Raw genomic sequence first — 22,455 nt, 5'->3', positions numbered from 1 at the left:
GGAGGACAAGACGACCCCCGTCGTCCACATACGAACCCGGCAGGAAACCACCCGAAGCGCCGGCGTCGCGCCCCTCCGGCGGCCGCGCCCTGATGGCGACCCTGGTCCCCGCCGGACAGCCCCGGCTAGTGTGGTGAGGTGAGCGACAACACCGCACCGGACCTGCACACCGAGATCTTCACCCCTGGCGTCGACGAGGACGCCACGGCGGACGGCCGCTTCACGAAGTGGCTCGATGCCGAGGGCATCGGATTCCACGAGGGGACGTTCGATCCCGAGGACATCCCGAAGTTCCTCGAGGCGTACCAGACGGACCAGCGCGTCCTGTGGGGCGTCCACGACCGCGCCCAGCCCGCCGAAGCCCTCGGCGCAGACCACCCGGTGGCCACCTACGGCACCATGGTGCATCCGCTCAACGTCGGGGCCGGGCAGATCGACGCCCACCAGATCACGGCGGTCACCGTACGGTCGAGCCACCGGCGCAACGGCATCCTGCGCTCCATGATGACGAGGGATCTCGCCGAGGCCGCGGCACGAGGGCTTCCGCTGGCCATCCTGACTGCGTCGGAGGCCACGATCTACGGGCGCTTCGGGTTCGGCTGCGCCACGTTCACGCAGGCCATCGAGGTGGATGTCAGGGAGCGGTTCGAGGTGACGGCACCGAGAACGGGAACCACGACCCTCGTCGCCCGGGAGCACGCCGTGCGCCTCGCCCAGGAGATCTTCGCCGGTTTCCACGCCGTGACCTTCGGCTCGGTCGACCGGCAGTACGCCTACCCGCGCCGCGCTTCGGGCGAGTGGGGCAGGGAACGCCCTGTCGAGGACCGCGGAGTGCGGATGGCGGTGCACTACGACGCCGCAGGAACACCGGCGGGGTATGTGTCCTACCGCTTCGCGGGCTGGGAGACCACGCCCTACACCATGAAGATCGTGGACCTCGTGGCGACCACACCCTCTGCCTACCTCGAACTCTGGCGCTACCTCGGATCGCTCGACCTCGTGCAGGTGGTCACCTGGGACGAGGCGCGGCGGGACGATGCACTGCCCTGGTCGCTCCGCGACCGGCGCTGCTACAGCGTCAAGGGCACCGACGACGTCCTCTGGGTCCGCCTGCTCGACGTGCCGGCCGCGCTCCGTCGACGGTCCTACCGGGGCAGCGGGAGCATCGTCCTGGAAGTGCTGGACACCCTCGGGATCGCAGGCGGCTCCTACGCCCTGACCGTCGTCGACGGCGTGGCGCAGGTCGAGCACGTGGACGCTGCGGCCGCACCGGACGTGACGCTCACCGTGAACTCGCTCGGGTCGCTCTACCTCGGGGGAGTCCAGGCTTCCACGCTCGCCGCGGCCGGTGGACTGACGGCCCACGCGGACGACGCCGTCGAGCTGCTCGACACGCTGTTCGGGCTCCCGCGGGAACCGTACTGCATCACGCATTTCTGAGCGCCACGGACCATGTTACGAGGGGACCACCTGCTTTGACGGTGTTGGACCCCGGGGCTAGACTAGACAGGCGCGTAGTGCGCTTTGGGGGGTTCCGGTGCAGACCGGCGGCCCCCAGGGTGCGGTACCACTCCTGAATCTTCCGAGGTTCTTTCCATTTCGTCCACATCCGGACATCGGAAACCGCTCCCGGCCCAGCTGGAATCGCGGTGTCCGTCATGACCGGAGCAAGTAATCATCCACAACGGAGCCCCAACTACATGACCATCACCACCACCGAGAAGCAAGGTGCCCCCGTCGTCGCCATCAACGACATCGGCACCGCTGAGGACTTCCTCGCAGCGATCGACGCCACCATCAAGTACTTCAACGACGGAGATCTCGTCGAGGGTACGGTCGTCAAGGTCGACCGCGACGAGGTCCTGCTCGACATCGGTTACAAGACCGAGGGTGTCATTCCTTCCCGCGAGCTTTCCATCAAGCACGACGTCGATCCCGGAGACGTCGTCTCCGTGGGCGATCAGGTCGAGGCTCTGGTTCTCACCAAGGAAGACAAAGAAGGCCGACTGATCCTCTCCAAGAAGCGTGCTCAGTACGAGCGCGCCTGGGGCGACATCGAGAAGGTCAAGGAAGAAGACGGCGTCGTCACCGGTACCGTCATCGAGGTCGTCAAGGGTGGCCTCATCCTGGACATCGGCCTGCGCGGGTTCCTGCCTGCGTCCCTCGTCGAGATGCGTCGCGTCCGCGACCTGGCTCCGTACATCGGCCAGCAGATCGAAGCGAAGATCATCGAGCTCGACAAGAACCGCAACAACGTCGTGCTGTCGCGTCGTGCGTGGCTCGAGCAGACCCAGTCCGAGGTGCGCTCCACGTTCCTCAACAAGCTCGAGAAGGGCCAGGTCCGTCCGGGCGTCGTCTCCTCGATCGTCAACTTCGGTGCGTTCGTGGACCTCGGCGGCGTCGACGGCCTCGTGCACGTCTCGGAGCTCTCCTGGAAGCACATCGACCACCCCTCCGAGGTCGTCGAGGTCGGACAGGAAGTCACCGTGGAGGTCCTCGAGGTCGATCTCGACCGCGAGCGTGTCTCCCTGTCGCTGAAGGCCACCCAGGAAGATCCCTGGCAGACCTTCGCCCGTACGCACGCCCTGGGCCAGGTTGTCCCCGGCAAGGTCACGAAGCTCGTTCCCTTCGGCGCGTTCGTCCGCGTCGAGGACGGCATCGAAGGCCTCGTGCACATCTCGGAGCTCGCTGTCCGCCACGTGGAACTGGCCGAGCAGGTCGTCTCCGTGGGTGACGAGCTCTTCGTCAAGGTCATCGACATCGACCTCGAGCGCCGTCGCATCTCCCTCAGCCTCAAGCAGGCCAACGAGGGCGTCGACGCCGACAGCACCGAGTTCGATCCGGCTCTGTACGGTATGGCTGCCGAGTACGACGAAGAGGGCAACTACAAGTACCCCGAGGGCTTCGACCCCGAGTCGAACGAATGGCTCGAGGGCTACGAGACGCAGCGCGCTGCGTGGGAGGCCCAGTACGCGGAGGCCCAGTCCCGCTGGGAGTCCCACAAGAAGCAGGTCGTGCAGCACGCGTCCGACGACGCCGCGGCAGCGAACGAGCCCGTCGAGTCGAACTCCACGAGCTACTCCTCGGAGCCCGTCGCCGCCGATACCGGATCCGGCACGCTTGCCTCCGATGAGGCACTCGCAGCACTCCGGGAGAAGCTGACCGGAGCGTAAGCTACCGCGTCCCAGCTGAACCGCAGAAGGCCCCCGTCCACCGGACGGGGGCCTTCTTGTTCGATCCGCGAAGGATCCGATCGGAGACGGATCTGATCGAAGACGGAGCGCCGGCAGGGCGGCGCTCTTCGACTCGGATCGGCGCTGCGCCTACCGCCGCGTGGACCGCGTGACGGTGAAGCGGGGGGAGCGATCGAGCTGCACCGTCGGCCCGATGGTCCGTTCGAGCACCGACCGGTAGCGGAGGTGGCTGTTCCAGACCGTCCAGAGCTCCCCGCCGGGCTCGAGGACGCGCGCGCAGGCGTCGAACAGCCGGTGGGCGATACCGGCGTGGACGGTGCTGCCCATGTGGAACGGCGGATTGAGGACGATCACGCCGGCCGAGCGATCGGGAAGGCCCGACAGGGCGTCGTCCCTGCCCACCCTGATCCGGTCCGCGACGCCGTTCGCGTGTGCCGTCGCGGCCGTGGAGGCGACGGCCGACGCGGACTGGTCGGTCGCGTACACCCTCCGCCGCGGATCGCTGAGCGTGAGGTACGCGGAGATCGTGCCGTTGCCGCACCCCAGGTCGATGATTTCGCGTCCCCCGTCGGAACGCGCCTCAGCCATCCCCCGGAGGTGGGGGAGCAGCATCCGCGTTCCGGGATCCAGGGAAGTGCCGCCGAAGGTGGCACCGTAGGCGCGCAGTTCGAGCGGTCGGTCGAGCCCGACGTCGTACCTGGCGCTCCGCGGGAAGGCAGGGACGGTGCCCATGCGCGGATTGCCCGCGATGAGCACGCGTGACTTCTGCCGGGCAAGGCCCGCGGTGACGTCGGCGAAGTAGCGTCCGAGCACCTCGTTCATCGACAGGGACATGTGCTTGACCCTGCCCGCGGCCAGCACCCGGACGTCCGGCCGCCCGTACGAGGCGATGGTCCAGGCGATCTCGTCGAGTTCGTCGAGGGATCGGGGTAGTCGCAGCAGGACGGTGGTGACGCCGTCGAGCAGGTTGGGATCGAGGGGGACGGACCGGTAGGCGCCGTCGAGCCCCTGCTCGGCGGCATTCGCGGCGAGTGCCTGCTCGTGGACGAGACCATCCTGGAAGGCGCGGATGTCCTGCCGGCCCGAGAGGTGTGCGGCGCCGAGCGTGAGCGCGCCGTAGGAGTCGTTGACGGTCGCGACGGCGCCGGCAGAACGGAGACGCTCCGCTGCCGTATCGAGGAGCAGCCGGTCGGCAGCATCCACGGCGACCAGTTCCGGTGCCTCGACGTCGGGACGGCGGCGCAGGAGGTCGAGGGAGAACGGGCTCATCCCATCCATCCTAGGTGGCGCTGCGGTTCGACGGCGGTCAGGGAGGGGTGATGCCGGAGCCGGATTCGTTGCCGTCCGGGTCGGTGTCCGCGCCCGGCCCGCGGTCGAAGAGCCAGTCGAGTGCGGTTGTATCCGGACTGCCCGCCGCTTCCCGGGGCATCACCGCTTTCTCCGGCTCCTCGTCCTCCCCGGCGGGATCCGTGCTGTAGGGGGCCCGCGGAGGCGGAGGCAGCCGGTCGATCAGCTCGTTCGCAGCGTGCGCCAGGAGGTCGCGCTGGAGCGGTGGGAGCGTGAAGGACCCGTGGAGGTACGCTTCGACTTCGTACTCGCCCGCATCGCCGCCCAGGCCGAAGTAGTGCAGCCACAATTCACTGGCATCGATCTGGGCATGGCGGATCGCCCGAAGGAGGTTGACCCGCTGATATTCGTGATCTGGACGGTTCTCCACGGGCAACGCCTTAGTGCGAGCTACCGGCAGTGCCGTCGAGGACGGAGTGGGCGATGAGCCGCAGGTCGGTCTTGGTGGCGGACGCCTCCGACAGCATCCGCCGCATCGCCTGCTCGCCGTCCAGCCCGTGCCGCTCCATGAGGATTCCCCGTGCGGTGTGGATGAGGTCGCGGGTTCCGAGTGCTTCCTGCAGGGCGCGGGTCGCCGCCGCGGGCGCACTGTCCGGCTGCGCGCTGCCCAGAAGTGTCGCCGCCGGAGAGGCGAGGAGGGCAAGCTGCTTCCTGTCCTGCCCGGAGAAGGCGGAGGGAAGCGGCGAGTAGACCTTCAGGGCACCGATGCTCCTGCCGTTGTGGACCAGCGCGGTGCTGAGGGTCGAGCGCAACGGGAGGCCCGCGACGGCCTTCTGCCACAGGGGCCAGCGGTCGTCCGTCCGGACGTCGTCGACCTGCACGCTCGACTCGGCTGCCCAGGCCGTCAGGCACGGGCCCTGGCCCAGCTCGTACTGCAGCGCATCCGCGGTGGCGACGACGTCGTCGGTGTAGCCGGTGCTCCGCTTGCGTCCCTGTTCGTCGATGAGGGAGACACCCGCTCCGAGCGAGCCCGGGATCGATTTCTTCACGGCCTCCGCCAAATCCTCGACTGCGCGCCCGGCCGTCATCTCCGTCAGCAGGAGGCCCTTGAGTCTGGCGAAGACGAAAGTCAATTCTTCCATCGGTGAAGTCACAGTTCCAGCCTCGGCAACAGGGTCGTTTCGATCGCGTACGAAGTATCAGGATACACACGGCGTTCCGCCCCCTGCTGGCCCTGTCGCACTGCCGCCAGAGGGTGTAGGGGAGCCGCGGCGGCCGCCGCTGTCACGGCTCGGCGCTGCCCAAGACCTGCTTGCCCGCGAGTGTACGACGTGCCTAGGGTGGAATTACTAAGCACGCTTCCCAATGAGCCAAGGAGTTGACGTGACCGGATCATCAGGCCATGACGCACTGCCGTTGCCCGACTACGACCACATTCCGCTGGGCACGCTGCCCACGCGCATCACAGGCCTCGACGAGGGTGGCCTGCGGGCGCTCCTCGACTACGAGGAAGCGCACGGCGACCGCCTTCCGGTGAAGCTCGTCCTGCAGCAGCGGCTGGAGGCGGTCCAGGGCGGCGCCGAACTCTCCGAAGGCGCAGGCACCTCGATGCCCGAGGTGAGCAGCACCGCGGGAGGTTCACCCGTGAGCCCCGCGACGTCGGGTCCGCCGATCAACCCGCCGTCCCAGGGCGACCCCACCAACCCCGCCCAGCCGCGCTAGCCCTTCGAAGGCGGTCGCCTCATCAGGGCGGCTGCAGCCGTGCCGTCCGCATCACCTACGCGGACGGCACGGCTTCGAGCAGTTCATTCTCCTCGACGAGTTCGATGGACAGCGTCTTGTAGCCGACCGCATCGAACAGCACGGTGATGATGCCCTCCTCGTAGCCCATGACGGTCCCTCGGCCCCATTGCGGATGCTCCACCTCGCTGTCGACGTCGAAGGGAAGGTCGCCGGCGTCGGCGACCGTCACCCCGGCCGGTTCCGGAGCGCCGGTCGTGGATCCCTCGCGTGCACAGTTGTCGCAGTTCCCGCAGGGCTCCTGCAGCTCCTCCCCGAAGTACGAGAGCAGGAACTGCCGCCGGCAGCCCTTCGTCTCGGCGTAGCGCCGGGCCATCTCGATGCGCGACTCGTCGATCCGCTCCCGGTTCTCCGCCTGTTCCACGGCCTTGGCGACGGCCTCGTCGGCGGACATCTTCCTGGCCCGATAGCCCTTCACTCCATCCCCGACGGCCCCTGATGCCTCGAGGAGGTTGAGCAGGCCGGTCAGCCTCCGTGGCGGGAGGCCCGAGAGCTCCTTGAGCTTCTTGGCCTTGACCGGCTTGGCCTGGGCGGCGATGAGCAGGAACAGATTCCGCAGCCGCGCGCGATCGGCGGATTTCGCGGCGAAGAACCGGCGCAGGGACAGATCCTCGGGCCGGTAGTGCAGGATCGCCCGGGACGCAAGCCCGTCGCGTCCGCCCCGGCCGATCTCCTGGTAATAGCTGTCGAGCGAATCGGAGATGTCCGCGTGGACGACGAAGCGCACGTCCGGCTTGTCGATACCCATGCCGAAGGCGGTCGTGGCGACGACGACGTCGATGGTCCCGGCGAGGAAGCCCTCGTGCACGGCCTCGCGCTCCTTCTTCCGGCGTCCGGCATGGTAGGCGTCTGCTCTCATGCCGTGTTCCTGCAGTTCGGCTGCAAGCGCGTCGGCGGACTTCTTCGTCGCGACGTACACGAGGCCCGGCCCGGAGAGCCCGAGGACCTGGTCACGGACTGCCCGCTCCTTCTCGGCTCCCTCCACGTGGTGGACGACGTCCAGGGAGAGGTTCGGGCGGTCGAAACCTCCGACGATCACCATCGGCTCCGCCAGGTGGAGTCTTTCGACGATCTCCTTCTGCACGGGGTGCGACGCTGTGGCCGTGAGCGCGACGACAGGGACCTTCAGGTCCCTGAGGAGGTGGCCCAGCTGCAGGTAGTCGGGCCGGAAATCGTGGCCCCAGGAGGAGACGCAGTGCGCCTCGTCGACCACGACGAGCGAGACGTCGAGCGAGCGGAGGCGGGCGGCGACCTCGTCGCGGGCGATCTGCTCGGGAGCAAGGAAGAGGAACTTGGCGCGCGTGGATTCGTCGCCGTCGTCCGCGGCGTCCCAGGCGGCGTCGAGTTCGCTCTTCTTCATGCTGGAGTTGATCACGTGGGCGCGGGTGGCGCCCGCGCTCTCATTGATGGACTCCGCCTGGTCGTGCTGGAGGGCGATCAGGGGTGAGATGACGACGGCGACGCCGGGCAGGGCCATGGCGGGCACCTGGTAGATGGCCGACTTGCCGGAGCCGGTCGGCATGACGCAGAGGATGCTGTGGCCCTCCAGTACAGCCTTCATCGCCCTCTTCTGGTCGGCGCGCAGATCCTCCCAGCCGAAGGTGGAAGCGGCGGTGTCCTGAAGATCCTGCAGAGTGATGGTCACGGTTCTCCTCCACGAAAGGTAAGTACACTTAGCGTATTGAGGGGCGCCGACATTTCTCAGGGCCACCCGGTGCGGATCCGGTTCCTTGACAGCCCCGGGCGGGGTCCGGGCTAGGGTTGGTCCATGCTGCGCATCGGACTGACAGGAGGCATCGCCGCCGGGAAATCCGCCGTGTCACGTCAGCTCGGGGACCTCGGCGCCGTCGTCGTCGACGCCGACCTCCTGGCGCGCCGGGCCGTCGAGCCGGGTTCGCCGGGCCTCGACGAGGTGGTCGCCGCTTTCGGCCCCGAGGTTCTCGGAGCAGACGGCTCGCTCGACCGGCCCGCGCTCGGCCGGCTCGTCTTCGCTGACGGCTCCGCCCGGGAGCGGCTCAACGCCATCATCCATCCGCGCGTGCGCGCGGAGGCCTCCCGGCTGATCGGCGAAGCGCCCGACGACGCCGTCGTGGTCGAGGACATCCCCCTCCTCGTCGAGACGGGCCAGGCATCCCGGTTCCACCTCGTCGTCGTCGTCGACGCTCCGGACGAGGTGCGCATCGAGCGGATGATCGGGCAGCGCGGCATGGAGCGCGGCGACGCCGAGCGACGCATCGCGGCGCAGGCACCACGGCCGGTGCGCCTGCGGGAAGCGGACGCCGTCCTCCTCAACGACCGCGGACTCGGCGATCTCCACGCCGCGACGGCGGCACTGTGGGACGGGCGCATCGTGCCGTTCCGGGACAACCTCGCGGCAGGCCGGCCGGCCGCGCGCCGCCTCGGGCGCGCTCCGGCAGGACTGGCCGGCACGAGCGGACTCGGGCGGCGGCTGCAGGCGAAACTCACCGCGGCGCTCCCGGCCGGGGCCGTCGTCGAGCCCGAGGGTGGAACCGGAGAAGCGCCGGACACGGTGTCCCGCGGCACGTCCGCGTACGACGACGCCGTGTCGGCGGTGGTGCGCGTCGGCGTGCCGAGCGCCGTCGGTCCCGGTACCGCGTCGATGGCCGTGGCAGGGGCGGGGTTCCCCCGGACCGGCAGTTCGCGTGAGCAGAGCGGGGACGGCATCTGCGCCGTGCACCGAGCAGCGGATCCCGCGCTCGACGTCACGGTCCTGGTGCGCACCCTTCCCGACCCCGCGTGAGGGGCCCGGGCAGGTGCAGGGGGCTTTCAGCCGCCAGCAAATCCGGGGAGAAGTGTCACCGGCAGGGTCTACCGTTGAAGCATGAGTCTTGCGCAGGATATCAAGCGTGTCGTGGCCCCGTTCGAGGTCATCAGCGAATACCAGCCGGCGGGTGACCAGCCCACGGCCATCAAGGAACTGGCCGAGCGCATCAACGCGGGGGAGAAGGACGTCGTCCTCCTCGGCGCCACCGGAACCGGGAAGAGCGCGACCACGGCCTGGCTCATCGAGCAGGTGCAGCGCCCCACGCTGGTCATGGTGCAGAACAAGACCCTCGCTGCGCAGCTCGCCAACGAATTCAGGGAGCTCCTGCCGAACAACGCCGTCGAGTACTTCGTCTCGTACTACGACTACTACCAGCCCGAGGCCTACGTCCCGCAGACGGACACCTTCATCGAGAAGGACTCCTCGATCAACGAGGAGGTGGAGCGCCTCCGGCACTCCGCCACGAACGCCCTGCTGACCCGCCGCGACGTGATCGTCGTGGCCACCGTCTCCTGCATCTACGGCCTCGGCACGCCCGAGGAGTACATCAACAAGATGGTCACGCTGCACCGCGGAGACCAGATGAACCGCGACGAGTTGCTGCGCCAGTTCGTCGGCATGCAGTACACGCGCAACGACATCGACTTCCACCGTGGCACCTTCCGGGTCCGGGGTGACACCGTCGAGATCATCCCCATGTACGAGGAGCATGCACTCCGTATCGAGTTCTTCGGCGACGAGGTCGAGAACATCTACACGCTCGACCCCCTGACCGGCAATGTCATCCGCGAGGAGGAGGAGATGTACGTCTTCCCCGCCTCGCACTACGTGGCGGGCGAGGACCGCATGACGCGTGCCATCAAGGAGATCGAGGACGAACTCCAGCAGCGGCTCACGGAACTCGAATCCCAGAACAAGCTCGTCGAGGCGCAGCGCCTGCGGATGCGCGTGACGTACGACCTCGAGATGATGCAGCAGATGGGATTCTGCAACGGCATCGAGAACTATTCACGTCATATCGACGGACGGGGACCGGCCACGGCCCCGCACTGCCTCCTCGACTACTTCCCGGACGACTTCCTGCTGGTCGTCGACGAGTCGCACGTGACCATCCCGCAGATCGGGGCGATGTACGAGGGCGACATGTCGCGCAAGCGGACCCTCGTGGACCACGGCTTCCGGCTCCCGTCGGCGATGGACAACCGGCCGCTGAAGTGGGACGAGTTCCTGGAACGCATCGGGCAGACGGTCTACCTGTCCGCCACGCCGGGCAAGTACGAGCTGGGCAAGGCCGACGGCTACGTGCAGCAGATCATCCGCCCGACCGGCCTCATCGATCCCGAGATCGTCGTGAAGCCGACCAAGGGCCAGATCGACGACCTCCTCGGCGAGATCCGCAAGCGCGTGGAGATCAACGAGCGTGTGCTCGTCACGACCCTCACCAAGCGCATGGCCGAGGACCTCACCGGATACCTGCTCGAGCACGGCGTGAAGGTCGAGTACCTGCACTCGGACGTGGACACCCTGCGGCGCGTGGAGCTGTTGCGCGAATTGCGGATGGGCACGTTCGACGTGCTGGTGGGCATCAACCTCCTCCGCGAGGGACTGGACCTGCCCGAGGTGTCGCTCGTCAGTATTCTCGACGCCGACAAGGAGGGTTTCCTCCGCAGCGCCACCTCCCTGATCCAGACCATCGGTCGCGCGGCCCGCAACGTCTCCGGGCAGGTCCACATGTATGCCGACCGCATCACGGACTCCATGGCACGGGCGATTGACGAGACCAACCGGCGGCGCGCCATCCAGGTGGCCCACAACCTCGAGCACGGCATCGATCCCACGCCGCTGCGGAAGCGGATCGCGGACATCACGGACACGATCAACCGCGAGGACGCCGATACGCGCGCCCTGCTCGAGGAGGCCGGCAAGAACCGCAAGCCGAAGAAGGGCGCGGGCAACCACTCCGGTCTGGCGTCCGTGCCCGCCGAAGACCTCACGGACCTGATCCAGCAACTCACCGACCAGATGCATGCCGCTGCGGCCGAGCTGCAGTTCGAACTGGCCGGGCGCCTGCGCGACGAGGTGGGCGACCTGAAGAAGGAACTTCGGCAGATGCAGTCGGCAGGCCACGCCTGAGAACGCGCCTTCCGATGCGCCGGAGAAGTGCCTGAGCAAGCGCTGGAGCAGCGGTCGGGTCGAGGTCGGCACAGCGGTCGGGTCGAGGTCGATACGTCGAGGTCGGCACAGGGTCGGGCCGAGGTCGATACGTCGAGGTCGGCACAGGGTCGGGCCGAGGTCGATACGTCGAGGTCGATAGAGGGGCGGGCCGAGATCGATGCAGGGCCGGACCCGCGGTCGTATGAGATGCGAAGGCAGAACGTCAAGGGTTCCGGCGGACGGTCACCGAAGGGTGGCTATTCGTCGGCTTCGCTGCTGCCCGGGTAGCATTGACCGGACGTAGGGGAGTATCCCAAGCGCTACGGACGTCAACACGCGGGGCATCGATGCTCCGCCGGGCGTAGCGGTCGATCGGCGACGAGCCGCGGCGGAGAGACTTACGGCAATTCACCGCATCCTCCGGAAGGTACTCCATGCCCGCGTTACCCCTCTGGTTTGAGATCGGCACGTTCGTCGTGCTCGGGATCATCCTGCTGTTCGATCTGCTGCTCGTGGTCAAGCGACCGCACGAGCCCTCCATGAAGGAGGCCGGACTGTGGGTCGCCTTCTACGTGGGCCTGGCGCTCGTGTTCGCGGCACTGATGTTCACCTTCACGGGGCCGGAGTACGGAGGCCAGTTCGTCGCAGGCTGGATCACCGAATACAGCCTCAGCATCGACAACCTCTTCGTCTTCATCATCATCATGGCGCGCTTCTCGGTACCGCGTAAGTACCAGCAGGAAGTGCTGATGGTGGGCATCATCATCGCGCTGATCCTGCGTGGCATCTTCATCGCCCTCGGTGCCGCCGTGATCGAGAACTTCAGCTGGATCTTCTACATCTTCGGTGCCTTCCTCCTCTACACGGCCTACAAGCAGGCCACCGATTCCGGCGAGGACGAGGAGCACGCGGGCGACAACAAGCTCATCGGCAAGCTCAAGTCCGTCCTTCCGATGTCGGAGTCCTATGACGGCAACAAGGTGCGCACCGTCGTCAACGGCAAGAAGGTCTTCACGCCGATGCTCATCGTCTTCGTGACGATCGGCCTGACCGACCTGCTCTTCGCCGTCGACTCGATCCCGGCCATCTTCGGACTGACGCAGAGTGCGTTCATCGTCTTCACGGCGAACATCTTCGCCCTCATGGGCCTGCGCCAGCTGTACTTCCTGCTGGGCGGCCTGATGACCCGCCTCATCTACCTCAAGCACGCGCTCTCGGTGATCCTCGCCTTCATCGGCGTGAAGCTCATCCTCCACGCCATGCACGTCAACGAACTGCCGTTCATCAACGGCGGCGAGCACATCGAGTGGGCTCCGGAGATCCCGACGTTCGTGTCGCTGGCCGTGATCGTCGCGACCATCGTCATCGCCGTGATCGCCAGCCTGATCCGCTCCAGGGTCATCGACAACGCCGCGGCGGAGTCCGATGCCAAGGGCGAGATCGCCGACGACCCGGTGGTCGACGAGGAGCTCGACCAGGCCGCCGGCGAGGCCGGCGCGAAGGACTACCGCCGCTAGCTCCACGGCCCGGACCGCCGGCGCAGTCCACCACCGGGACACAGGGGAGCGCGCTCCTGCGGATTGCGCGGGCGGCGGGTCCGCACCCTCGGGACGGAGGCTGCGCCGGGTTCCGAGGACCGCGGAGGACCGAGCGAAACTGGCCCTGGGACTCCAGCCCGAGGCGGCCGGATGCGCCATACTTACCGCATGAACGCCCTGGCGAAAAAGAGCGACCGCCTCCTCCTTGCCATCCTGTCGGGGATCGCGGTGCTGGTGATCATCGCCCTCGCCGTGGTATTCACCCGTGGTGAGCCCGCTGCGCTGGACGAGTCGAGTCCCGCGGGCATCGTTCAGCGATACAGTGCCGCCGTCGTCGACGGAGACACCGACGCGGCCGCCGCCTACCTGACGACGGCGGCAGGGGAGGAATGCCGGGCGCTCGTCGACCGGGCTCCTCTTCCCTCGCGCGTCGTCCTGATCTCCACGGACGAACGGGAGGACTCGGCCCTGGTGCGGGTCTCGCTGGTCACCTCGAATCCGGGTGGCCCGTTCGGGCCCTCGGAGTACGAGACGGAGGACCGCTTCTCCCTGCAGAAGGTCGGCGGGCAGTGGAAGATCGACCAGGCGCCCTATCAGCTTCTGGTCTGCTCGGATACGCGGGTGGGTCCGTGAGCCAGCCCGGTGCGTCTGCTGCCCCCACGGTAGGTCCGGAGCAGCTCGCACTCCGGCGCCTGATCCTCTACGGTCTGCTGTTCGCGCTGGTGGTGGTCGCCGCCGTCGGGCTCAGCGGGTTGCTGGACCGCCTGCTCGCCAGGGACGCTGTCCTGGTCTCCGCCGATGTGACAGAGCTGGCCCGCGCGCTTGCCTTCACGTTGATCGGTGGTCCGCTCGCCGCACTCCTGTGGTGGGTGGTCTGGAGACGCCTCGGGAACGGCGCCGAGCGCAGGTCGGACGGATGGGGGCTCTACCTGTCTGCGGTCTACACCGTGTCCCTGATCGTCTTCGTGACCTCGCTCCTTTCCACGGTGACGTCCCTGATCGGTCGGTTCGGGGCGACCTGGTGGTCATCCCTGTCCACCGGTCTGGTCTGGCTGCTGGTGTGGGTCTGGCACCGCTGGATGTGGCGCCATCCGGCGAAGTCCCCGACCAGCCTCGAGGACGTTCCGGCCGTCATCGGATCGGTCTACGGGCTGGTGCTGGGCGGCTCCTTCGCGATCGCCGCCCTCGGCGGACTGCTCGACGTCGCGCTCAGTGGGTACACCAGCCTGATCCCTCGTACTGAGTCCTGGTGGCAGCCCGTTCTTCGGGCCCTTGTGTGGGCGATCGGCGGAACGCTCGTCTGGTGGTGGCACTGGTACCCGGGCGGGGGACGCAGGCTGACCACCCCCCTCGCGTCCATCGCGCTGGTCGGGGTGGGCATCTTCACCGCCGGCGTCGTGGCGCTCGGGGCGGCGGGAACCGCACTCTTCGTCCTCCTGAGGACAGTGTTCGACAGCACCGGCCACGTGGGCGAGGTGCTGGCCCCCCTCGGTCCAGCCGTTGCAACTGTCGTGATCGGCGCTCTCGTCTGGCGATACCACCGGGTGGTCGCGGACCGTCATCCCCTCGGCGTACGACGTGCGGGCATCCTGGTGACCTCGGGCGTCGCCCTGGCGGCAGCCGCTTCGGGGATCGGCGTCATCATCAACGCCACCCTTGCGATCACCGTCTCCCCGCTGGTCGGCAGCGGGTCCCGTACGCTCCTCCTTGCCGGCCTCAGCGCACTCGCGGTGGGAGGCCCCGTCTGGTGGCGTACCTGGAAGCCGACCAGGCCTCCCCGGAGCGCCGCGTCGATCCCGCCGGGCAGGCGCGTCTACCTCGTCGCCTTCTTCGGCATCAGTGCCGTCGTCTCTGTCATCGCACTGCTGGTCATCGGCTACAGGCTCTTCGAGTTCGTTCTGGGCGATGTGTCGGGCAGTAGCTTCGTGGACCGGATCAGGGGACCGCTCGGACTGCTGGTCGCGGCGGCCCTGGTCGCGGGCTACCACTTCGCCCTGTGGCGGCGCGAACGGGTGCTGCTGGCGGCGGTGTCCCGGGACAGGCCGGTCGCCGTCGAGCAGGTCACACTCGTGGCCGGCCCTGCGTACGACGGCCTGTCGCGTGCCGTCGCAGAGGCGACAGGTGCCAGGGTCACGTCCTGGCGACGGGCCGACACCGGCACGGACGCGACGGTGCCGGGGCCGATCGCCCCGGATGACGTGGTGCGGCGTGTGGTCGAGGCACTGGCGGGAGTCACGTCCCGACATGTGCTGATCGTCGTCGCGCCGGCCGGCGGGAAGGACATCGGGATCGACGTGATCCCCTTCGAACAGGGCGGCAGGACGCGCTAGGGAAGGACCCGCCGGACGTCCTGACGAGCTCCTACGCCTCAGCTCCGCGCCGGGTCATCGAGAGGAGCCGTTCGAAGATGGCCTCGCCGTCGTCCGCGATCCCGTCATGGTGGAACTCGTCCGTCTCCCACACCTGGAGGTTCCGTACGGCGGCCGCCGTCGTCAGGGAGAGACCCCTGTCCACGTAGATGTCGTGGCGGTACACCGCTGCCGCGGCCCGGACGGTGTTCGTCGCGAGGACGTCGGGGTCGTACAGCGGCCCCCAATCCGCCTTGGCGGCGAGGACCTCGGCGACCGCCCGGAGCGGCCGCAGCGCCGGATCCTCCTCGAAATACCAGGGGTAGATCATCTCGCCGGTGAGGAGGACGTCCGGCGCGTCGTCACGGAACTGCGGATATTCGGCGAGGATGCGCTGGGCCGCCCACGAGGAGTCGAAGCCCTGGCAGTAGATCGATTCGTGCAGGAGTGCGTACAGCGGGTGCGATGCCCTGCTGACGATGCCGTGGACCTGTTCGAGGAAGGCCGCCGAGAGGCGCTGCCCGTCCGCCGTGTCGGTGAAGGCGTCTTCCAGGAGGTAGTGGAGGCCGTGGACCCTCGTGTTCCCGCCGAGGAACGAGCCGACGATCTGGAAGCGCCGGGCGGTGAGCCGCTCGCCGCTGGGCAGCCGTTCCTCGACGTCGTCGAGGTGCCGGGCGATGCGCGTCACCAGGTCCCGGTCCTCCGGATACCAGGAGAAGTACTCGTCGTTGCGCTCCTGCACCCGGGCGAACGTCGCGCGGTACACCTCGTCCGGCCGTCCCGACAGGGGAGCCAGTCCGCCCGTGATCAGGGCGCGGTCGACACCTTCCGGCGCGTAGGACAGGTAGGTGAGCGTACAGAAGCCGCCGTAGCTCTGGCCGAAGACCGTCCAGGGCGGGCTGCCGAGGCGTCGCCGGATCAGTTCCGCGTCGGCCACGATCGAGTCGGCCCGGAAATGCGCCAGGTAGTCCGCCTGGGCCTCGGGCGTCGGCAGCACTGCGAGCGTCGCCGCATCCGCCGGCGTCGAGAGCCCGGTGCCGCGCTGGTCCAGCATCAGGATGCGGAACTTCCGTGCGGCGGCCTTCATCCAGCCCGACAGGTGCGTGGTGCGGACGCCCCGTCCCCCCGGCCCGCCCTGCAGGAAGAGGAGCCAGGGGAGCCGGGCGGCATCCTCCTCGCCGTGCTCGAGCGAGGTGTACTCCCGGGCGAAGACCTCGATGAGCACGGAGTCCGGGTCCGCATGGTCGAGCGGCACGCTGAACCGGTGGGCGGTGGCACGCAGGCCGCGCATGACGGCGGTCCTGCCGACGGTGTGGTCCGCGGGATCGCCAGAAGGGACAGCGGCCGGCGCGGCGTCGAGGGCTTCCCGGCCTTCCGTCGGGACGCTCACGGGGCGGCGACCTCGGTGAGGGCAGTGCCAGTCAGCCGGAATGTGCTCCACTCCGATTGCGGCCGCGCGCCGAGGCTCTCGTAGAAGCGGATGGACGGCTCGTTCCAGTTGAGCACCGACCACTCCACGCGGGCGTAGCCGCGCTCCACGGCGATCCTCGCGAGGTTGGACAGGAGCGCCTTCCCGTAGCCCGCCCCCCGTGCCTCGGGGCGCACGTAGAGGTCCTCGAGGTAGATCCCGTTGACGCCCTCCCAGGTGGAGTAGTTGAGGAACCAGAGGGCGAAGCCCTGGACCCTGCCCTGCGCTTCCGCGACGTGCGCGTAGACGGTGGGCCGCTCGCCGAACAGGGCATTCTCGAGCGAGCCCACCGTGTTCTTGACGGCGTCAGGCTCCCGCTCGTAGATGGCGAGGTCGTGGATGAGTTGGAGGAGAACCGGAACGTCCGCCGGCCGTGCTTCCCGAATTTTAGACATGGCCCAAGCCTAGCCAAGCGGCCGACGCTCGGAGTCCCCCTGCCGGGAGCCGGAACCGCGGTCCCGCTCAGCCGGCGGCCGGAGCCCCGACGCCGAGGATCCGAACCACGGGACTGCCGGCCTCGTCGGAGGCCGCGAGGTCGATCTCGGCGTTGATGCCCCAGTCGCCGTTCCCTTCCGGGTCCTTGAGGATCTGCCGCACCTTCCAGGCTCCCGGAAGCTTCGTGATCAGCAGGAGGTTCGGGCCGCGCGCCTCGGGGCCGTCGTCGATGTCCTCGTAGTCCCCGAAATACCCGTCCAGCGCATCCGCCCAGCGGTCGGCGGTCCAGCCCGACTCGGCGTCGAGCGCACCGAGCGCCTCGTCCTGCTCATCGGCGAAGAGCTTCACGCGCTGGAACATCTCGTTGCGCACCATCACCCGGAAGGCGCGCTCGTTGGACGTCACGGAGGGCGGCTCCTCCGGCAGGTCGACGGCGTCCACGGCCGCACCGGGAATGATCCCGGCGGCGAGCTGCGTCCACTCGTCGAGGAGGCTGCTGTCCACCTGGCGCACGAGTTCCCCGAGCCATTCCAGGATGTCGCTGAGGTCCTCCCGGAGGGCCTCGGTCGGTACGGTGTGCCGGAGCGCCTTGTAGCAGTCCGCGAGGTAGCGCAGGAGGATGCCTTCGGAGCGGGTGAGGGCGTAGAACGCGACGTACTCGCCGAAGCTCATCGCCCGCTCGTACATGTCCCGCACCACGGATTTGGGCGCGAGCTCGAAGTCGCCGAGCCACGGCGCGGACGCCCGGTAGACGTCGAAGGCCTGCTGCAGCAGCTCCTCCAGCGGCTTCGGGTAGGTGACCTCCTCGAGGCGGGCCATCCGGGCGTCGTAGTCGATGCCCTCGGCCTTCATGGCGGCTACGGCCTCGCCGCGGGCCTTCTTCTCCTGCGCGTTCAGGACCTGGCGGGGCTTCTCGAGCGTGGCCTCGATGATGGAGACGACGTCGAGCGCATACCCCGGCGCCTCCGGATCGAGGAGCTCCAGGCTCGCCAGGGCGAACGGCGAGAGCGGCTGGTTGAGGGCGAAGTTCGCCTGCAGGTGCACCTTGAGCCGGACCTGCCGACCGTCCGGTTCCGGTTCGGGCAACCTCTCCACGATGCCGGCCGTCACGAGTTCGCGGTAGATGCCGATGGCACGGCGCATCAGCCGGAGCTGGGACGCCCGCGTCTCATGGTTCTCCGTCAGGAGCCGCTTGGCGGCCGTGAACGGGTCACCGGGCCGCTCGAGGAGGTTCAGCAGCATCGAATGGCTGACGGAGAACGACGACGTCAGGGGATCGGGGATGCTCTCGACGAGCCTCTCGTACGTCGGCTTCCCCCAGGAGACGAAGCCCTGCTGCGGCTTCTTCCGCACCACCTGGCGCAGCTTCTTCTGGTCGTCGCCGAACTTGGACACGGCCTTCGCCATGGCCTTGGCGTTCTCCACGACGTGCTCGGGGGCCTGCACGACGACGGTGCCGGCGGTGTCGTACCCGGCGCGGCCGGCGCGGCCCGAGATCTGGTGGAACTCGCGGGCGTTGAGCAGGCGCGTGCGCACGCCGTCGTACTTGCTGAGGGCGGTCAGGAGCACGGTGCGGATGGGCACGTTGATGCCGACTCCGAGGGTGTCCGTGCCGCAGATGACCTTGAGCAGTCCGGCCTGCGCGAGTTGCTCGACGAGCCGGCGGTACTTCGGGAGCATGCCGGCGTGGTGCACGCCGATGCCGTGGCGCACCAGCCGGTTGAGCGTCTTCCCGAAGCCCGCGGAGAACCGGAACGTCGCGATCAGCTCCGCGATGCGGTCCTTCTCCTCCCGCGTGCAGATGTTGACGCTCATCAGGTTCTGCGCGCGTTCGATGGCCTCGGCCTGGCTGAAGTGGACGACGTAGACGGGTGCCTGCCGCGTGGAGAGCAGCTCCTCGAGGGACTCCTGCACGGGCGTCTCGACGTAGTAGTAGTGCAGCGGGATGGGGCGTTCGACCGAGGTGACGGTGGCCGTCGCCCGGCCCGTGCGTTCGGTGAGGTCCTTCTCGAAGCGCGTGACGTCCCCGAGGGTGGCGGACATCAGGAGGAACTGCGCCTGCGGAAGCTCGAGCAGCGGCACCTGCCACGCCCAGCCGCGCTGCGGATCGGAGTAGAAGTGGAACTCGTCCATGACCACGGTGTCCACGTCGGCCTGGGCGCCCTCCCGCAGGGCCAGGTTGGCGAGGATCTCGGCGGTGCAGCAGATGATCGGCGCATCCTGGTTCACGCCGGAGTCCCCGGTGATCATGCCGACGTTCTCCGGCCCGAAGATCTCGCAGAGCGCGAAGAACTTCTCGGACACGAGGGCCTTGATGGGCGCGGTGTAGTAGCTCGTGCGGCCCTCGGCGAAGGACTTCAGGTGGGCGGCGATCGCGACGAGGGACTTTCCCGAGCCGGTGGGCGTGGCGAGGATGACGTTGTTGCCCGAGACGAGCTCCATCGCCGCTTCGTCCTGCGCCGGATACAGCGCCAGGCCGCGCGCCGTGGCCCAGCCCGTGAAGGCCTCGTAGACCGCGTCCGCGGTAAGTCGGCCGTCGTCGTGCCGGGGGAGGTGCTCTTGGATCGTCATGGTCCGTTCAGCCTACCGGGGCGGGGTCGCGGTCCCCGCCGGACCTCCTACCAGCCGCGCTGCTTCCACTCGGCCAGCGCGCCGCGCTCCGCGCCGAGCGTCGTGCCCTGGCCGTGGCCCGGATGCACGAGGGTGTCGTCCGGCAGGTAGTCGAAGATGCGGGTCACGACGTCGTCGTACAGGGACGCGAAGCGGTCCGGATCGCCCTGCGTGTTGCCGAGGCCGCCGGGGAACAGGGAGTCGCCCGTGAAGAGGTGCGCGGGCCCGTGCGGGTCGCGGTAGAGGAGTGCGATGGAACCCGGCGTGTGCCCGCGCAGGTGGATCGCCTCGAGGTCGAAACCCTCGAAGGACCCGACGTCGTGGTGGGCCAGCGGGACATCCGTCGGTACGGCGATGTCCGCGACGTCGTCCTCGCCGGCGGCCGTGCGGGCCTTCGTCGCCTCCTTGATCTCCGCGAGCGCCCGCACGTGGTCCCAGTGCGAGTGCGTCGTGACGATCAGCGCCACCCGGGCCTCGGCGTCCGTGTCCTCCTGCGCGTCGGCGAGGAGGTCGAGGATGGCGGGGGCGTCGTCGGCGGCGTCGATGAGGACCTGGGCGCCACTTGACCTCGAGGTGAGCAGGTACACGTTGTTGTCCATGTCCGATACAGGGATGGAGCGGACGGTCACCTCTGCGAGGTCAGCAAGCATCATGCCGCAAGCCTACGAGAACTGTGCCGCGATCTCGACGGTGTTCGCCCCGGTCCTCCCGGGAGACGGTGTCCCACTCCACGAAGACCACGTGCAGGCAGGACGGCGCGCAGGGACGGGTCGAAGTAGTGCTTGCAGGGACGAGCTCAGCAGGCTTACTCTGCGGTGAGCACGGTGGGTGAGCAGACGACCCCAGGTTCTACGCTCAGGAGCGGGTGTGCTTGTCCTTCACCACAGCGATTCTCCGCCCGTCGAAGGCTTCGTGCCGGGCGCGGGGATACCGCCCGCTGCTGCAGGACGACGACGATGCGCCGGGTAGGTGTCGAAGAGGAGTTCCTGATCGTCGACGGCGCCGACGGGCAGCCCGTGGCGCTGGGTGACGTACTCGAACGCCTGGAGGGCGACGACGGTCTGAGCAGTGAGATGAAGCAGGAGCAGATCGAGACCTGCACGCTTCCGCGGATCGCCCTCGACGACCTGGCCCGCGACATCACCGCGCGGCGCAGGAGTGCGGACGCCACTGCCCGGCTGGTCGGAGCCCGTTCCGTGGCGCTGGCGACGTCACCGCTCCCCGTGAAGACCACGACGACGCCCGGCCCGCGTTTCGAGCGGATGGTCCAGCGGTTCGGCCTCACCGCGGTCGAGCAGCTGACCTGCGGCTGCCATGTGCATGTGGAGGTGGCCTCGGACGAAGAAGGCGTTGCCGTCCTCGACCGGATCCGTGTCTGGCTCCCGGTGATCGCGGCGCTCACGGCCAATTCCCCGTTCTGGAACGGCGCGGACACGGGCTATGCGAGCTACCGCTCCCAGGCCTGGAATCGGTGGCCGACCGCCGGGCCCTGCGAGATCTTCGGCTCCGCGGGGGCCTACCACGCGCAGGTCGACCAGATCATCCGGTCCGGCGTCCCCCTGGACGAGGGACAGATCTACTTCGACGCGCGGCTCAGCCACCGCCATCCCACGGTCGAGATCCGGGTGGGCGATGTCTGCCTGTACGCCGATGATGCCGTTCTCCTGGCCGCGCTGGTCCGGAGCCTTGTGGAGACAGCCGCACGACAGTGGCGCGCCGGCGTGGAACCCGTACCGGCCTCCGCCGTGCAACTCCGGCTCGCGGGCTGGCAGGCCGGCCGGTTCGGCGTGTCCGGGCGGTTGCTGGACCCGCTGACGGGCGAGCCCCGCGACGCTTTCGACATGGTCATGGCCCTGCTGGACCATATCCGGCCGGTGCTGGAGGACCAGGGAGAACTGGGCACCGTGGAGTTCCTGCTGTTCCAGGTCCTGGCCAGGGGAACCGGCGCGGTCCGCCAGCGCAGCACCTACGCCAGGGCGGACACCCTGAGCGGGGTCGTCGCGGACGCGGTGGACGCCAGTAGCCTGCCGGCCACCGTCCTGCAGGACCGGAACCAGGCGTTCCTGCTCAGCAGCAGGCAGGATTCGTGACCATCGATAGCGGGAGGACCACCGGACCAGGATGAGGCGCCCGTGCCGGACGCGTTGGCCGAACACCAGGACCTCGACCGATACCGGTACACGCAGCCTGCGCACCGGCAGGGCCGGGGCGTCACGCTCGGGCTCATGACCACCATCCCCGTCGCCACAGCACTGCTCTGACCGAGGACAGTCGCCACGCCGGGCCGGTACCGGCCTCGAACAGGGTTCGTCGATGATCTCGCTGCTGCTGGTCCTCGGATCCGTCACCGCGGTTCTCTCGCCCCGGCAGCGCAGACCAGGTGATCGGACGGCTCCCCGACGGTAGGGTTCACAGGGAGACCGCGGCACGCGCGGGGGACCGACGGAGGGCAGGGCGTGGAGCAGGACATCCCGCGGTGGCTGCAGGTGGAATCGACAGGCTCCGTGCCACCCTTCGAGCAGATCAAGCAGGCCATCCTCGCCGCCGCCAACTCGGGCAAGGCGGCCGTCGGTACCCGGCTGCCTCCGGTCCGTGCGCTCGCGGCGCATCTCGGCATCGCCGCCAACACCGTCGCCCGCGCGTATCGCGAACTGGAACAGGCCGGCGTCGTGGAGACGAGGGGGCGGGCGGGGACGATCATCACGGCCGGAGGCGACGCCTCGCGGCAGAAGGTGGCCGCAGCGGCCGACGAATTCGCCGCCGTCGTGTCCTCCGCCGGGGTGCCGGAGGCCGACGCCGTCGCCATGGTGCGGGCGGCATTGCGCCGAGCGTGAAC

At 68.6% G+C, this 22,455-nt stretch carries 19 protein-coding genes; 11 read left to right on the top strand and 8 right to left on the bottom strand.

What is annotated here, in order from left to right; genetic code table 11:
* The first annotated feature begins 138 nt into the window (after positions 1–138).
* Positions 139–1,440: a GNAT family N-acetyltransferase gene (locus ACIQCY_RS12140; RefSeq protein ID WP_400484140.1), complete on the top strand. Its 1,302-nt coding sequence runs from the start codon at positions 139–141 to the stop codon at positions 1,438–1,440.
* A gap of 260 nt (positions 1,441–1,700) precedes the next feature.
* Positions 1,701–3,173, top strand: a complete 1,473-nt coding sequence (gene rpsA / locus ACIQCY_RS12135) for a 30S ribosomal protein S1 (protein WP_400484139.1) — start codon at positions 1,701–1,703, stop codon at positions 3,171–3,173.
* Between the two features lie 150 nt (positions 3,174–3,323).
* On the opposite strand, the gene ACIQCY_RS12130 is transcribed toward rpsA, so the two are convergent.
* Genes ACIQCY_RS12130 through ACIQCY_RS12120 form a run of 3 tightly spaced genes read right to left on the bottom strand, consistent with a single transcriptional unit; the run spans position 3,324 to position 5,623 of the window.
* The gene (locus tag ACIQCY_RS12130; protein ID WP_400484138.1) at positions 3,324–4,463 is read right to left on the bottom strand and encodes a class I SAM-dependent methyltransferase; all 1,140 of its coding nucleotides are present in this window, start codon (positions 4,461–4,463) and stop codon (positions 3,324–3,326) included.
* A gap of 37 nt (positions 4,464–4,500) precedes the next feature.
* Positions 4,501–4,911 carry a hypothetical protein gene (locus ACIQCY_RS12125; RefSeq protein ID WP_400484137.1) on the bottom strand — a complete coding sequence of 137 codons (411 nt, stop codon included), beginning with the start codon at positions 4,909–4,911 and terminating at the stop codon, positions 4,501–4,503.
* A 10-nt stretch (positions 4,912–4,921) separates the two neighbouring features.
* Entirely contained in the window at positions 4,922–5,623 is a 702-nt protein-coding gene (locus ACIQCY_RS12120) for a GAF and ANTAR domain-containing protein (RefSeq protein WP_400484136.1), read from the bottom strand.
* Positions 5,624–5,864: 241 nt separating this feature from the next.
* Between ACIQCY_RS12120 and ACIQCY_RS12115 the strand changes: the two genes are divergently transcribed.
* A complete protein-coding gene (locus ACIQCY_RS12115; protein WP_400484135.1) occupies positions 5,865–6,203 on the top strand; it encodes a hypothetical protein in 339 nt (112 codons plus the stop codon).
* 55 nt (positions 6,204–6,258) lie between these two features.
* Here the strand turns inward: ACIQCY_RS12115 and ACIQCY_RS12110 are convergent, their stop codons facing one another.
* Entirely contained in the window at positions 6,259–7,926 is a 1,668-nt protein-coding gene (locus tag ACIQCY_RS12110; protein ID WP_400484134.1) for a RecQ family ATP-dependent DNA helicase, read from the bottom strand.
* Between the two features lie 123 nt (positions 7,927–8,049).
* Between ACIQCY_RS12110 and coaE the strand changes: the two genes are divergently transcribed.
* From coaE to ACIQCY_RS12085, 5 genes are all read left to right on the top strand, one after another.
* Positions 8,050–9,042, top strand: a complete 993-nt coding sequence (gene coaE, locus ACIQCY_RS12105; RefSeq protein ID WP_400484133.1) for a dephospho-CoA kinase — start codon at positions 8,050–8,052, stop codon at positions 9,040–9,042.
* An 81-nt stretch (positions 9,043–9,123) separates the two neighbouring features.
* On the top strand, positions 9,124–11,199 hold the full coding sequence (gene uvrB, locus ACIQCY_RS12100; protein ID WP_400484132.1) for an excinuclease ABC subunit UvrB: 2,076 nt from the start codon (positions 9,124–9,126) through the stop codon (positions 11,197–11,199).
* Between the two features lie 455 nt (positions 11,200–11,654).
* The gene (locus ACIQCY_RS12095; protein WP_400484131.1) at positions 11,655–12,737 is read left to right on the top strand and encodes a TerC family protein; all 1,083 of its coding nucleotides are present in this window, start codon (positions 11,655–11,657) and stop codon (positions 12,735–12,737) included.
* 171 nt (positions 12,738–12,908) lie between these two features.
* Complete coding sequence (locus ACIQCY_RS12090; protein ID WP_400484130.1) at positions 12,909–13,391, top strand: hypothetical protein; 483 nt, start codon at positions 12,909–12,911, stop codon at positions 13,389–13,391.
* Positions 13,388–15,088, top strand: coding sequence for a DUF5671 domain-containing protein (locus tag ACIQCY_RS12085; protein ID WP_400484129.1), 1,701 nt, complete (start codon positions 13,388–13,390; stop codon positions 15,086–15,088). The genes ACIQCY_RS12090 and ACIQCY_RS12085 overlap by 4 nt, the downstream gene beginning before the upstream one ends.
* A gap of 31 nt (positions 15,089–15,119) precedes the next feature.
* On the opposite strand, the gene ACIQCY_RS12080 is transcribed toward ACIQCY_RS12085, so the two are convergent.
* The 4 genes from ACIQCY_RS12080 to ACIQCY_RS12065 form a co-directional block, all read right to left on the bottom strand.
* A complete protein-coding gene (locus ACIQCY_RS12080; protein ID WP_400484196.1) occupies positions 15,120–16,397 on the bottom strand; it encodes an alpha/beta fold hydrolase in 1,278 nt (425 codons plus the stop codon).
* A 95-nt stretch (positions 16,398–16,492) separates the two neighbouring features.
* Positions 16,493–16,969: a GNAT family N-acetyltransferase gene (locus tag ACIQCY_RS12075; protein WP_400484128.1), complete on the bottom strand. Its 477-nt coding sequence runs from the start codon at positions 16,967–16,969 to the stop codon at positions 16,493–16,495.
* A gap of 67 nt (positions 16,970–17,036) precedes the next feature.
* Positions 17,037–19,580 carry a DEAD/DEAH box helicase gene (locus ACIQCY_RS12070; protein ID WP_400484127.1) on the bottom strand — a complete coding sequence of 848 codons (2,544 nt, stop codon included), beginning with the start codon at positions 19,578–19,580 and terminating at the stop codon, positions 17,037–17,039.
* A 47-nt stretch (positions 19,581–19,627) separates the two neighbouring features.
* Positions 19,628–20,272 carry an MBL fold metallo-hydrolase gene (locus tag ACIQCY_RS12065; protein WP_400484126.1) on the bottom strand — a complete coding sequence of 215 codons (645 nt, stop codon included), beginning with the start codon at positions 20,270–20,272 and terminating at the stop codon, positions 19,628–19,630.
* Positions 20,273–20,575: 303 nt separating this feature from the next.
* On the opposite strand from ACIQCY_RS12065, the gene ACIQCY_RS12060 reads away from it, so the two are divergent.
* From ACIQCY_RS12060 to ACIQCY_RS12050, 3 genes are all read left to right on the top strand, one after another.
* Positions 20,576–21,709 carry a glutamate--cysteine ligase gene (locus ACIQCY_RS12060; protein ID WP_400484125.1) on the top strand — a complete coding sequence of 378 codons (1,134 nt, stop codon included), beginning with the start codon at positions 20,576–20,578 and terminating at the stop codon, positions 21,707–21,709.
* A 42-nt stretch (positions 21,710–21,751) separates the two neighbouring features.
* The gene (locus tag ACIQCY_RS12055; protein ID WP_400484124.1) at positions 21,752–21,880 is read left to right on the top strand and encodes a hypothetical protein; all 129 of its coding nucleotides are present in this window, start codon (positions 21,752–21,754) and stop codon (positions 21,878–21,880) included.
* A gap of 195 nt (positions 21,881–22,075) precedes the next feature.
* Complete coding sequence (locus ACIQCY_RS12050) at positions 22,076–22,453, top strand: GntR family transcriptional regulator (RefSeq protein WP_400484123.1); 378 nt, start codon at positions 22,076–22,078, stop codon at positions 22,451–22,453.
* The last annotated feature ends 2 nt before the right edge of the window (positions 22,454–22,455 follow it).

The organism is Arthrobacter sp. NPDC092385, assembly GCF_044755105.1.
Classification (GTDB): Bacteria; Actinomycetota; Actinomycetes; order Actinomycetales; family Micrococcaceae; genus Arthrobacter_D.
This window is presented reverse-complemented; position numbering and strand designations above follow the sequence as displayed.